The sequence below is a fragment of the Humibacter antri genome, from assembly GCF_054777235.1.
This window is the reverse complement of sequence record NZ_BAAHAW010000025.1, coordinates 19173-32253: the sequence shown is the minus strand read 5'-3', so window position 1 is coordinate 32253 and position 13081 is coordinate 19173. Positions and strand designations below refer to the sequence as shown.

Here is a 13081-nt window from a genome sequence, read left to right as displayed (position 1 = left end):
CGCCCCCACGACAACGAACCGCCCAAACCGAAATCATCCACCGGCCACGAGCACATCGGTGGATCCAGGTTTAAGCATGTCGCCCTCCCCGCCGCTTGAGCCTGTCGAAACCCCTCCCGCTGGTCGGGCCTGTCTCCCGCTGGTTGAGCCTGTCGAAACCCGGCCGCTGACCGAGACCCAGCCGGGCCGGCCGTCACGGCGCCGACACGGCGCCCGAATAGTCTGGATCGATGGACGCCAAGCAGCTGCCCCTTGACCGCACCTCCGCCGACGCCCTGAACGCAGAGGGCCTTCGCCTCGAACTCGTCGACGGCACGAACCGTGAAGAGCTCGCCGCATGGGACGAAGCAGACTACCGCGGTTTCCACGACCGTCGGCCGGAGCCGGAGGCGATCGACGAGCACGTGAGGCACACCGCGCACCGCCGCATCGTCGGGGTCTGGGACGACGGCATCCCCGAGCCGAACGTGCCGGTCGCGACGGTATCGACATGGGTCGGAGACCTCACGGTGCCCGGCGGCGCAACGCTGGAGTCCTGGGCCATCAGCTCCGTCACTGTCGCTCCCACTCATCGTCGGCGAGGCGTCGCCAGGGCCATGCTCGAGGGAGAACTGCGAACCGCCGCCGCAGCAGGCGTGCCTATGGCGTCGCTGACGGTGTCGGAGGCGACCATCTACCAGCGCTATGGATTCGGCCCCGCCACGCAGACCGCCGACCTCGCGATCGAGGCCAAGCGAGCGGGGTGGGGTCGCCCGCAGACATCCACCGGGCGCCTCGCGTTCGTGTCGCTGCAGGCCATCGTCGACACGTGTCGTGACGTGTTCGAACGTGCTCGGGCGAACACGCCGGGCGAATTCTCGCTCGACGAATTCCTCTGGGGCCGCCTCGCCGGTGTGCTGGGCGATCGCGACAAGAAGAGCGCTTCGCTACGAGCGGTGCGCTACGACGATGCCGACGGAGTGCCGCAGGGCTTCGTGGTCTATTCGATCAAGGAGAACGCGGCGGACTTCACGAAGAACACCGCTGACATCCGCTACCTGCGCGCCGCCACGGACGAGGCGTACGCGGCGATCTGGCGCTTCCTGCTCGAGCTCGACCTCGTCGGCACGGTGAAGAACGAGGTGGCAACGGCCGACGAGCCGGTGCTGTGGATGATCCGCGACCAGCGCGCGGCGACCGTCGTGCTGCGAGATCACCACTGGTTGCGCATCCTCGACGTGAAGTCGGCTCTTCAGACGCGACGTTACGGGCGCCCCGGATGGCTGACCCTGCGCATCGAGGACCGCCTCGGCTTCGCCTCGGGCACCTACCGGCTCGACGCTCGGTCCGACGGTTCGGCGGAGGTCGAGGAGACGGATGCCGCGCCCGACCTCAGCATGGACGTGTCGACGCTCTCCGCGCTCTACCTCGGCGCGTGGCGAACCTCGGCGCTTGCTCACGCCGGTCGTGTGAAGGAGGTCACCCCTGGTGCACTCGAGCGCTTCGACGGAGCATTCCGGGCCGATGAGGCACCCGCACTGAGCTTCTGGTACTGAGCTTCTGGTACTGAGCTGCTTCTGGCACTGAGCTGCTTCTGGTGCTGAGCTGCTTCTGGTGCTGAGCTGCTTCTTGTACTGAGTTCGACGTCGTCCGGGGCCGCACGATAAGCCGGAAAGCGAACGATACGCCGGAAAACATCCGCCTTTCGATCCGGCAGATCGTGCGTTTTCCGGCGCACCGTGCGACGCGGTCCTAGCGCTTTCCGCGCATGATCGCTTGCTTCACCTCGGCGATCGCCTGCGTCACCTGGATGCCGCGGGGGCAGGCATCCGTGCAGTTGAAGGTCGTACGGCAGCGCCACACGCCTTCCTTGTCGTTCAGGATGTCCAGGCGCACCTGTGCGGCTTCGTCGCGCGAGTCGAAGATGAACCGGTGCGCGTTCACGATGGCTGCCGGCCCGAAGTATTGCCCGTCGGTCCAGAACACCGGGCACGAGGAGGTGCACGCCGCGCACAGGATGCACTTGGTGGTGTCGTCGAAGCGGGCCCGGTCGGCCACGGACTGGATGCGCTCCTTGCCCTCAGGCGGAGTCGAACTCGCCTGCAGGAACGGCTGCACCTCGCGGTAGGAGGCGAAGAACGGCTCCATATCCACGACGAGATCCTTCTCCAGCGGAAGCCCCTTGATGGCCTCGACGTAGATCGGCTTCTGCACGTCGAGGTCTTTGATCAATGTCTTGCAGGCGAGCCGGTTGCGGCCGTTGATGCGCATGGCATCCGATCCGCACACGCCGTGCGCGCACGAGCGGCGGAACGTGAGTGAGCCGTCCTGCTCCCACTTGATCTTGTGCAGCGCGTCGAGCACCCGGTCGGTCGGATACATCTCGACGTCGAAGTCCTGCCAGTGCGGCTCGGTGTCCACGTCGGGGTCGAAGCGACGCACGATCAATGTCACGATGAACGACTTGATCGCATCGGGCGCGTCGGATGCCTGTGCCTCGGCTGCATCGGGCGCGTCCGCGACGGCGGTGGACATCAATACTTCCTCTCCATCGGCTGGTAGCGCGTCACGACGACGGGTTTCCAGTCGAGCTTGATGTGGTCTGCCGCGTTCGACGAGTGCGGGTCGCCGGTGAGGTAGGCCATGGTGTGCTTCATGTAGTTCGTGTCGTCGCGCTTCGGGAAATCGTCGCGCATGTGACCGCCGCGGCTCTCCTTGCGGTTGCGCGCCGAGAACACGACGACCTCGGCCAGGTCGAGCAGGAATCCGAGCTCCACAGCTTCGAGCAGGTCGGTGTTGAACCGCTTGCCCTTGTCCTGCACCTGCACGTTCCGGTAGCGCTCGCGGAGCCCGTGGATGGTCTCGGTGACCGCAGCCAGCGTGTCATCCGTGCGGAAGACCTGGGCGTTTCGGTCCATCTGATCCTGCAGCTCTTTGCGGATCGCCCCGATCCGCTCGGTTCCACTGGAGTTGCGCAGCTCTTCGAGCATGGCGCGCACGCCGGCGGCCGGGTCGTCCGGCAGAGGCACGAAGTCGGCAGTTTTGACGTACTCGACCGCGTTGCGGCCGCTGCGCTTTCCGAACACGTTGATGTCCAGCAGCGAGTTCGTGCCGAGCCGGTTGGATCCGTGCACCGAGACGCACGCGCATTCGCCCGCGGCGTACAGTCCCGGCACGACAGTGGTGTTGTCGGCGAGCACCTCGGCGTTGTTGTTCGTGGGGATGCCGCCCATCGCGTAGTGCGCGGTCGGCATGACCGGAACCGGCTCGACGACCGGGTCGACGCCCAGATAGGTTCGGGCGAACTCGGTGATGTCGGGCAGTTTCGTCTCCAGCACCTCGGCGCCCAGGTGCGTGCAGTCGAGCAGCACATAGTCCTTGTGCGGCCCGGCGCCCCGGCCCTCCAGCACCTCCTGCACCATGCTGCGAGCCACGATGTCGCGCGGGGCGAGGTCTTTGATGGTGGGGGCGTAGCGCTCCATGAACCGCTCGCCCGATGCGTTGCGCAGAATGGCGCCCTCACCGCGGGCACCTTCGGTGAGCAGGATGCCCAGACCGTAGAGACCGGTGGGATGGAACTGGAAGAACTCCATGTCTTCCAGTGGCAGACGCTTGCGCCAGATGATGCCCACTCCGTCGCCGGTCAGCGTGTGCGCATTGGAGGTCGTCTTGTAGATCTTGCCGAAACCACCGGTCGCGAAGATCACGGCCTTGCCCTGGAACACGTGCAGCTCGCCGGTGGCGAGCTCGTACGCGACGACGCCGGCCGGCCGGCGCGTGCCGTCGACCTCGGTCACGATCAGGTCGAGCACATAGAACTCGTTGAAGAAGTTGATGCCGAGCTTGACGCAGTTCTGGAACAGCGTCTGCAGGATCATGTGCCCGGTGCGGTCGGCCGCGTAGCACGCGCGGCGCACGGCGGCCTTTCCGTGGTCGCGGGTGTGGCCGCCGAAGCGGCGCTGGTCGATCTTGCCTTCGGGCGTGCGGTTGAACGGCAGGCCCATGTTCTCGAGGTCGATGACCGCGTCGATGGCCTCCTTCGCGAGGATCTCCGCGGCATCCTGATCGACGAGGTAATCACCGCCCTTGACGGTGTCGTAGGTGTGCCACTCCCAGTTGTCCTCCTCCACGTTCGACAGTGCGGCGGCCATGCCGCCCTGCGCCGCACCGGTGTGCGACCGGGTCGGGTAGAGCTTGGAGATGACGGCCGTCTTCGCGTGCGGGCCCGCCTCGATGGCAGCGCGCATGCCTCCGCCTCCTGCGCCGACGATGACGATGTCGAACTGGTGGTAGTGCACGCCGTCGATCACGGCTCCGTCTGCGATCTGTTCAGTCACGTGGATGTCCGTAGCTTTCGGTTCTCTTCGTAGCGCCGTCGGACGCTTACTTGGTGATGGTCGAGCAGAACTGCGGCAGCAGGTGGGCGGGCGTGCCGCTCGGGCACGGGTTGAAGACCGTCACCGTGTACGTGCCCAGCACGATCAGAACGATGACCGCCAGCAGGATCAGCACCTTCAGCGTGCGGTTCACGATCGTGCCGCGCGCGTAGTCGTTGACGAGTGTGCGCATCCCGTTGCCGCCGTGAATGAGCGCCAGCCACAGCATCAGGCCATCCCAGACCTGCCAGAACGGGTCGGCCCATTTGCCGGCCACGAAGGCGAAGTCGACCGCCTTGATGCCCTGTCCCAGCACGAGGTTGACGATGAGGTGCCCGAAGATGAGCACGACGAGCAGCACGCCGGAGACGCGCATGTACACCCATCCCCACTTCTCCCAGTTCACGCCGCTCGAGCGTGCGGGACGGGTGGGGGTGCGGGGAGCCTCGATGGTGGTCACGACGCGGCCCCCTCGGTGAAGACATTGTGCAGTTGAACGGGCACGAAGCCGATCATGAGGATGACCCACACCACGATGACCGTCCAGAACATGAACCGCTGGTACTTGGCGCCCTTGCTCCAGAAGTCGATCAGGATGATGCGGATGCCGTTCAGCGCGTGGAACGCGATGGCCGCCACGAGCGCGGCCTCACCGAGTCCCATGATCGGGTTCTTGTACGTGCCGATGACCGCGTTATAGGCCTGGGGGCTGATGTTGAGCACGACCGAGTCGAGGATGTGCACCAGCAGGAAGAAGAAGATGGCCACGCCGGTGATGCGGTGCAGCACCCACGACCACATGCCTTCCCGACCCCGATACAGCGTTCCCCCGGGCCGACGAGTGGTCGGCTCGAGAGTGTCTGCCGTTTCTGCCGACACGGACAACCCTCCCTGGTAAGTACGTTTCGAGCGCCTCTGAAGGCATGGATGCCTGCGGATCCGGCGCGCAGTCAGTTTACGTCCCGCCTCCGGCGCCTCGCTCCTTAGGCCAGCCTAACTGTCTCGACGTCGAGACATATCGCCGTCGGTCGCCCGCGCACGATTCGCCGCAAAACGCGCGATCCGCCGGACCAGTTGCGAGCTCCGTTCCGGCCGATCGTTCGTTGTCCGTCCGACCGAACGATCGCGTATCGCTGACTCCTGGTGCGTGCAGTGCCGCATGCTGGGAGACATGGCTCTTGCGGATGTCTCCATCGGGGTGGCGGGCACTCTCGGCTCAGAGGCGGTGGCGCGGCTCGCACCCGTCGTCGAACGCTGCGGCTTCCGGTCGCTGTGGGTGAATGACACCCCTGGCGGTGACTCGCTCGCCGCGCTGACAGCGGCCGCGGATGCCACCAGCCGGCTCGTGCTCGCGACCGGCGTCGTCCCGGTGGACCGCAGGCATCCGGACGAGGTCGTCGACACGGTCAAGCGGCGGGAACTCCCCGAGGACCGCCTGGTGCTCGGCATCGGCGCCGGCGCCGCGCGAAATGGCGCGCTTGCGCTGGTCGACACCGCTGTCGCCGAACTCCACGAGGGAACGGGGGCCGCCGTGCTGGTCGGAGCCCTCGGACCGAAGATGCGACGGCTCGGTGCCGAGCACGGCGACGGCGTGCTGCTGAGCTGGCTGACGCCCGATGTGGCCGCTGAACAGGCATCCGCCGCGCACTCTCTTGCCACGGCGAACGGGGCATCGGGATGCCACGTGGTTCTCTACGTGCGCACCGCGCTCGATCCGGCGGCCGACGGCCGCCTGGCGGAGGAGGCCGGTCGCTACGCCGGCTACCCGGCGTATGCGGCGAACTTCGAACGGCTGGGCATCCGTGCACAGGACACTCTGATGGATGCCTTCACCTTCGGCGACCGCATCGGCCGCTACCGCGAGGCCGTCGACGAGGTCGTGCTGCGAGTGATCGTTCCGACCGACACGGTCGACGACCACGTCCACTTCGTGGAGACGGCTGCGGACCTGCTCGGCTGACCGATCGGCCGCGCACCTATCCTGAGAGGCATGAGCGCGCTGCCCCTGCAGGACTTCTACTGCATCATTCCCGCCGGCGGTGTCGGGTCACGGCTCTGGCCGCTCTCCCGCGCCGACGCGCCGAAGTTCCTGCACGACCTCACCGGATCGGGATCGACACTGCTGCGAGCCACCTGGGACCGACTTGCGCCGTTGAGCGGAGCGCAACGCGTCATGGTCGTCACCGGCCGGGCGCACCGTGCTGCGGTCGAGGACCAGATACCCGCGCTGGCCGACGGGAACGTCGTGCTGGAGAGCGAGCCGCGCGAGAACACGGCGGCCATCGGGCTTGCTGCGGCCATCCTGGAGCGCCGTGAGCCAGGCGTGATCGTCGGCTCGTTCGCCGCGGATCATGTGATCGGCAACGAGCCGCTGTTCCGAGCCGCTGTCATCGAGGCGGTCGCGGCGGCCCGCGCCGGGTACATCACGACCATCGGCATCACGCCGACCGAGCCCGCGATCGGCTTCGGGTACATCCACGTCGGCGATCCGCTCGAGATCGAAGGCGCCACCTCAGCGCGGCAAGTGCACTCCTTCGTCGAGAAGCCGAATCTCACGAATGCCACGAAGTACCTGAAGAGCGGCGACTACCTCTGGAACGCGAGCATGTTCATCGCGAAGGCGTCGGCGCTGCTCGAACAGATCGGCACCTCGCAGCCGGAGCTCCTGGCCGGGCTGCTCGAACTCGCCGAGGCGTGGGACGACCCGGCTGCCCGCGGGCCGGCCGTCGACCGCATCTGGCCGACACTGACGAAGGTGGCGATCGACTACTCCGTCGCCGAGCCGGCGGCGGCGGTGGGCAAGCTCGCCGTCATTCCCGGCCACTTCTCGTGGGACGACGTCGGTGACTTCGCCTCGCTCGCCAAGTTGAACAACGGCGGTCGGGCGACCGACCTGGCCATCCTCGGCGAGAACGCCCGCGTGCTCTCGGATGCCTCCAGCGGCATCGTCGTCAGCCAGACCGGTCGGGTGATCAGCCTGATCGGCATCCAGAACGTGATCGTCGTCGACACCCCGGATGCCCTGCTGGTGACGACCAGTGAGAACGCGCAACGCGTGAAGTCGGTGGTCGAGGCGCTGCGCCTGACCGGCTCGACCGAGGTGCTCTGAGGCCCGCCCGAGCGCTGTGCTTCTGCACCGCCGAGTGTCGGATGACGCTCGGCGGTGTCTCGCGTGCGCGTGTCGGCGATGGCGGTGTCACGTCAACGGGGGCCACTCCAGAGCTGCACTTTTGAGCAGTGCGCTACCGCCGGATGCTCAAATGAAACAAGATGGTAACGGCGATGTGAAGAACCTCATACGGCTGACAATGGTGTTCGTAACGTTCGGTAACGTCTCCACGACTCGCGAGATCGCGAGGCCCGAATCCACCGACGGAGGAAGAACGTGACAGTCTCAGTACGGAAGGTGACGCTCGCCGGCCTCGCGGCTGCCAGTGTGATCACGTTGCTCGCGGCCTGCGGGCAGGCACCGAGTTCCAGCAACACGGCGGCAGCGAGCAAGTACCTGCCCTGCATCGTCTCCGACTCGGGCGGGTTCAACGACCACTCGTTCAACCAGCTCGGACTGCAGGGCGTGCAGCAGGCGGCGAAGAAGCTCGGCTCCAGCTACAAGCAGGTGCAGTCGAAGACGGCCAGCGACTACACCCCGAACGTCAACCAGCTGATCAGCGAGAAGTGCAACATCATCGTGGCCAGCGGCTTCAACCTCGTCGCGACCGTGAAGTCCGCGGCGACGGCGAACACGAAGACCGACTTCGCCATGATCGACGACAATTCGATCAAGCTGCCGAACGTCAAGCCCGTCGTCTACAACACGAACGAGTCCGCGTTCCTCGGTGGCTACGTGGCCGCGGCCTACAGCAAGTCCGGCGTGGTCGCCACCTACGGCGGCCAGGAGCTGCCCAGCGTGACGATCTACATGGACGGCTTCTACGACGGCGTGCAGTACTTCAACAAGCAGAACGGCAAGAACGTGCAGGTGCTCGGCTGGGACGAGACGACCCAGAAGGGCACGTTCGTCGGCAACTTCACCGACCAGAACGCCTCGAAGACGATCGCGACGAACTTCATCGACCAGAAGGCCGATGTGATCGTGCCGGTCGCGGGTTCGCTCTACCAGGGCGCCGGCGCCGCGATCCGCTCGGCGGGCAACAGCGCCGTGCTCGAGGGCGTCGACGCCGACGTGTTCCTGACCGACACCAACGGGTATCAGGACCTGATGCTCACGTCGATCTTGAAGAACATCCAGCCGACGGTGGCGACAGTCGTCGAGCAGGCTGCGTCCAAGACGAAGTTCGACAACACGCAGTACGTCGGAACGCTCAAGAACAACGGCGTTGGACTCGCCCCGTTCCACGACTTCGCGTCGAAGGTGCCCAGCGACCTGTCGTCGAAGATCGCCACGATCAAGTCCGGCATCATCGATGGATCGATCAAGGTGGCCTCGCCGTCCGCGTTCGCGGCAGGCTGACCCGACTGACCGACTCCCGCTCGGCTGTTCTCACGCGGCGGGTGGTCGGGCGTACCACCGCCCGGCCACCCGTATACGTGGTTCTGTCCGTAGGCGGCCCTCCTTTCTAGAGTGAGTTCCATGAAGCTCGAGTTGCGCGGCATCACGAAGCGCTTCGGTCCCCTGGTCGCCAACGATCACATCGACCTCGTCGTCGAGCCCGGGGAGATCCATTGCCTGCTGGGCGAGAACGGCGCGGGCAAGTCCACGCTGATGAACGTGCTCTACGGCCTGCTCCAAGCCGATGACGGCGAGATTCTCATCGACGACGTCGTGCAGCACTTCCAGGGCCCCGGCGACGCGATGCGCGCCGGAATCGGCATGGTGCACCAGCACTTCATGCTCGTCCCGGTGTTCACCGTCGCCGAGAATCTCATGCTCGGCCACGAGCAGACCCGCTTCGGCGGTCGACTCGACCTGCCGGCGGCCAGGGCCAAGGTACGCGAGATCGCGGCGCGCTTCGGCTTCGACATCGACCCGGATGCCGTGATCGAAGACCTGCCTGTCGGCGTGCAGCAGCGGGTGGAGATCGTCAAGGCGCTCTCCCGCGATGCTGAAGTACTCGTCTTCGACGAGCCGACGGCAGTGCTCACCCCTCAGGAGACCGACGAGCTGATGCAGATCATGCAACAGCTCAAGGCGGCCGGCGCTGCGATCGTCTTCATCACGCACAAGCTGCGCGAGGTCCGCGAGGTCGCCGACCGCATCACCGTGGTTCGCCTTGGCAAGGTGGTCGGCGAGGTCGAACCCCATGCGAGCAACGCCGAGATGGCGTCGATGATGGTGGGCAGGGCGGTGGAGCTGACCGTGGCGAAGGGGCCGCCCGAGCCCGGGCCGGCGGCCTTGACGGTCGACGACCTCACCGTGATCGATGCGCGTGGCCAGGCCGTCGTGCAGAACGTGAGCTTTCAGGTGCGCGCAGGCGAGATCCTGGCGATCGCCGGAGTACAGGGCAACGGCCAGACCGAGTTGACCGAGGCGTTGCTCGGCCTGCAGTCCAACGTGACCGGCGCCGTCACGCTGAACGGCCGGGATCTGCTCGGCATGAGCGTGCGCCAGGTTCTCGACTCCGGCACCGGGTTCATCCCTGAGGATCGTCAGGAGGATGGCCTGGTCGGAGAGTTCAGCATCGCGGAGAACCTCATGCTCGACCGTTCGGACCATCGGCCGTTCGTGAAGGCCGGGACGCTTCAGCTCTCCTATCTCCGTGACTTCGCGGCGGCGAAGATCCGCGAGTTCGACGTGCGGGCTCAGGGTGTCAACACCCCTGTCGGTCGCCTTTCCGGCGGCAATCAGCAGAAGGTGGTGCTGGCGCGCGAGTTGAGCCGCGATCTCAAGCTGTTCGTGGCCGCACAGCCCACACGAGGCCTCGACGTGGGTTCTATCGAGTTCATCCACGAGCGGATCGTCGCGACCAGGGACGCTGGAGTGCCCGTGGTCGTGGTCTCCACCGAGCTCGACGAGGTTGCGGCGCTGGCCGACCGCATCGCCGTGATGTACAGGGGGGTCATTGTCGGGATCGTTCCCGGCGACACGGCCAGGGAGGCTCTGGGCCTGATGATGGCGGGCGAGCTCCCGCCGGGAGTGGAGCTCGCAGCATGAGCCTGGAGAGCGGGACGCCCGCCGTCGGTGAGACCGGCACCGACATCGACTCGGCCGTCGAGCTCGATCAGGTGCCTGAGGAGCAGCGCGCGCCGGATGCCGCAGAGAAGGAACCGCGCGGAAGTCGCATCCTGCGCGAGATCACGGGCGGCAGCGCAGCCATCACCGTGCTCGCGATCGTCGCCTCGCTGATCGTCGGCGCCATCCTGATCGCCCTGACGAACCAGCAGGTCCTGACGGCGATGGGCTACTTCTTCTCCCGCCCAGGCGACACGTTCGTGGCGATCGGCAACGCCGTCGGCGGCGCATACACGTCGCTCTTCCAGGGCGGTGTCATCGACTTCAGCCAGTACACCTTCCTGGATGCCGTCAAACCGCTGATCACGAGCCTCGGCTTCGCGACCCCGTTGATCGCAGCCGGACTCGGCATCGGCATCGGGTTCCGTGCCGGTGTGTTCAACATCGGCGGACAGGGGCAGATGCTCGTCGGCGGCGCCCTGGCCGGATGGCTCGGGTATTCACTGCCCCTGCCCCCTGGCCTCCACCTCATCGTCGCCGTCATCGGCGGCCTGGTCGGCGGCGCGATCTTCGCCGGGATCGCCGGCGTGCTGAAGGCGACCACTGGAGCGCATGAGGTGATCGTGACGATCATGCTCAACTACATCGCGTTCTACGGCCTGAGCTACCTGCTCACGAACGTGCTGAAGGCGAAGGGTTCCAACAACCCGATCAGCCCGGCGGAGTCGCCGTCCGCGGTGTTCCCCCAGCTGTTCGGGACACAGCTCAATCTCGGCTTCATCGTGGTCATCGCACTGACCGTTCTGGCCTGGTGGCTGATGAGCAGATCGAGCCTCGGATTCAGGTTCCGCGCGGTCGGCGAGAACCCGAAGGCAGCTCTGGTCGCCGGCATCAGCGTCAAGCGCGTCATCGTCTACACGATGCTCGTCTCGGGTGCGTTCGTGGGCTTCGCCGGCGCATATCAGGTGCTCGGGCAGACGACGACCGGCTTCGCGAACGCGTTCGACGCCGGCATCGGATTCAACGCGATCACGGTGGCGCTGCTCGGCCGCAACAAGCCGTGGGGAATCTTCTGGGCGGGCATCCTCTTCGGCGTCTTCCAGGCAGGCGGCTACACCATGCAGGCGGCGCAGGGCATCGACATCGACATCGTCGCCGTGCTGCAGGCCATCATCGTGCTCTTCATCGCCGCGCCGCCGCTGGTGCGTTCCATCTTCCGGCTCCCCACGCCGGGCACGCCGCGAAAGCGGAGGGGACCACGCACCCCACGTCGCAAGGAGGCGATTGTCGAATGACCACAGTCGAGGCGACCACCGCTGAGCCGGTCGCCCTCCCCGACCTGCGCCTGCGGGATTGGAAGACGCCCATCACGCTGGCCATCTTCGCGGTGCTGGCGATAGTGCTGTTCATCATCTTCGGACGCAGCGGCGTCTCCACGTTCGGTTTCGCCTCCGACAAGACCGATGTCATCTCGCTTCCGAAGCCTCCGATCGACGCTCGCGCGTTCGGCGTCTTCGCGTCCGTGGTCGCAGTCCTGATGGCGATCGGGTCAGCGCTCTTCGTTCGGGCCCGCCGCAAGACTCCCGGCTGGTACGTGGCGATTGACGCCTTCATATTGGTGGTGGGATTCCTCGCCTGGGCCACGGTCGGCCATACCCTCCCCATCACCGGGCTGTTGGCCGGCTCGCTGGCGCTGAGCGTGCCGCTCATCTTCGGCGCCCTCGGCGGCGTGATCTCCGAGCGCTCAGGCGTTGTCAACATCGCGATCGAGGGCCAGCTTTTGGCGGGCGCGTTCGTGTCGGCCGTCGTGGCGTCGACCACTCGCTCGGTCATCGCCGGCCTCGTCGCGGCGATGGTGGCGGGCATGCTGGTCTCGTTCGTGCTCGCGGCCTTCTCGATCAAGTACTTCGTCGACCAGGTGATCGTCGGCGTCGTGCTCAACGGCCTCGTTCTCGGGCTGACGAACTTTCTGTACTCGACATCGCTCACCCACGACGCCGCGGCACTGAACTCTCCGGCGCAGCTGCCGACCATTGCGATCCCCGGGCTTTCGGCGATCCCGGTGATCGGTCCCGTGCTGTTCAACCAGACGATCATCGTCTACCTGATGTACGTCGCTGTGGCTGCGGTCTTCTTCGGCCTGTTCTTCACTCGGTGGGGGCTGCGTCTGCGGTCCGTCGGCGAGCATCCGCAAGCCGCAGACACGGTCGGAATCAACGTGAACGGCACCCGGTTCTGGAACGTCTCGCTGGCCGGAGCGATCGTCGGACTCGGCGGAGCCTATTTCACGCTGGGCTCGGTGGGCGCCTTCACCGAAGACGTGACCAGCGGCGCGGGATACATCGCCCTGGCCGCCGTCATCTTCGGCCGATGGAATCCGCTGACCGCCACCTTCGCCGCGTTGCTCTTCGGCTTCGCCAGCGACCTGCAATCGGTGCTCGGCATCGTCGGATCGCCGGTGCCGAGCCAGCTCATGCTGATGCTCCCGTATGTCGTGACGATTCTCGCGGTCGCCGGGTTCGTGGGATACGTGCGTGGGCCGGCGGCATCCGGCAAGCCCTACATCAAGTCGTGAGCGGTGAGGCCGCGAGAACAC

Annotated in this window: 11 protein-coding genes; 7 read left to right on the top strand and 4 right to left on the bottom strand. The window is 66.2% G+C overall.

Annotated elements, in window-relative coordinates; genetic code table 11:
- Window positions 1-230: 230 nt before the first annotated feature.
- Window positions 231-1535 (top strand): putative GNAT family N-acetyltransferase, encoded by a 1305-nt coding sequence (locus tag ACYVDK_RS11930; protein WP_460521970.1) that lies wholly within the window; start codon window positions 231-233, stop codon window positions 1533-1535.
- A 196-nt stretch (window positions 1536-1731) separates the two neighbouring features.
- Here ACYVDK_RS11930 and ACYVDK_RS11925 read toward each other — a convergent pair whose 3' ends face one another.
- From ACYVDK_RS11925 to sdhC, 4 genes are read right to left on the bottom strand one after another with little or no spacing between them, the layout of a single operon-like run.
- A complete protein-coding gene (locus ACYVDK_RS11925; protein WP_460521968.1) occupies window positions 1732-2514 on the bottom strand; it encodes a succinate dehydrogenase iron-sulfur subunit in 783 nt (260 codons plus the stop codon).
- On the bottom strand, window positions 2514-4316 hold the full coding sequence (gene sdhA, locus ACYVDK_RS11920; protein ID WP_460521966.1) for a succinate dehydrogenase flavoprotein subunit: 1803 nt from the start codon (window positions 4314-4316) through the stop codon (window positions 2514-2516). Before sdhA ends, ACYVDK_RS11925 begins: the two co-directional genes overlap by 1 nt.
- Window positions 4317-4362: 46 nt before the next feature.
- On the bottom strand, window positions 4363-4815 hold the full coding sequence (locus ACYVDK_RS11915; RefSeq protein ID WP_460521964.1) for a succinate dehydrogenase hydrophobic membrane anchor subunit: 453 nt from the start codon (window positions 4813-4815) through the stop codon (window positions 4363-4365).
- Window positions 4812-5234, bottom strand: a complete 423-nt coding sequence (gene sdhC, locus ACYVDK_RS11910) for a succinate dehydrogenase, cytochrome b556 subunit (RefSeq protein ID WP_460521962.1) — start codon at window positions 5232-5234, stop codon at window positions 4812-4814. The genes ACYVDK_RS11915 and sdhC overlap by 4 nt, the downstream gene beginning before the upstream one ends.
- A 292-nt stretch (window positions 5235-5526) precedes the next feature.
- Between sdhC and ACYVDK_RS11905 the strand changes: the two genes are divergently transcribed.
- The 6 genes from ACYVDK_RS11905 (at window position 5527) to ACYVDK_RS11880 (ending at window position 13060) form a co-directional block, all read left to right on the top strand.
- Window positions 5527-6315 carry an LLM class oxidoreductase gene (locus ACYVDK_RS11905; protein WP_460521960.1) on the top strand — a complete coding sequence of 263 codons (789 nt, stop codon included), beginning with the start codon at window positions 5527-5529 and terminating at the stop codon, window positions 6313-6315.
- A 30-nt stretch (window positions 6316-6345) separates the two neighbouring features.
- Window positions 6346-7464: a mannose-1-phosphate guanylyltransferase gene (locus ACYVDK_RS11900; protein ID WP_460521958.1), complete on the top strand. Its 1119-nt coding sequence runs from the start codon at window positions 6346-6348 to the stop codon at window positions 7462-7464.
- A gap of 276 nt (window positions 7465-7740) precedes the next feature.
- Window positions 7741-8826 (top strand): BMP family lipoprotein, encoded by a 1086-nt coding sequence (locus ACYVDK_RS11895; protein WP_460521956.1) that lies wholly within the window; start codon window positions 7741-7743, stop codon window positions 8824-8826.
- A 120-nt stretch (window positions 8827-8946) separates the two neighbouring features.
- Window positions 8947-10467: an ABC transporter ATP-binding protein gene (locus ACYVDK_RS11890; protein WP_460521954.1), complete on the top strand. Its 1521-nt coding sequence runs from the start codon at window positions 8947-8949 to the stop codon at window positions 10465-10467.
- Window positions 10464-11780 carry an ABC transporter permease gene (locus tag ACYVDK_RS11885; RefSeq protein WP_460521952.1) on the top strand — a complete coding sequence of 439 codons (1317 nt, stop codon included), beginning with the start codon at window positions 10464-10466 and terminating at the stop codon, window positions 11778-11780. Before ACYVDK_RS11890 ends, ACYVDK_RS11885 begins: the two co-directional genes overlap by 4 nt.
- Entirely contained in the window at window positions 11777-13060 is a 1284-nt protein-coding gene (locus tag ACYVDK_RS11880; RefSeq protein ID WP_460521950.1) for an ABC transporter permease, read from the top strand. Before ACYVDK_RS11885 ends, ACYVDK_RS11880 begins: the two co-directional genes overlap by 4 nt.
- The last annotated feature ends 21 nt before the right edge of the window (window positions 13061-13081 follow it).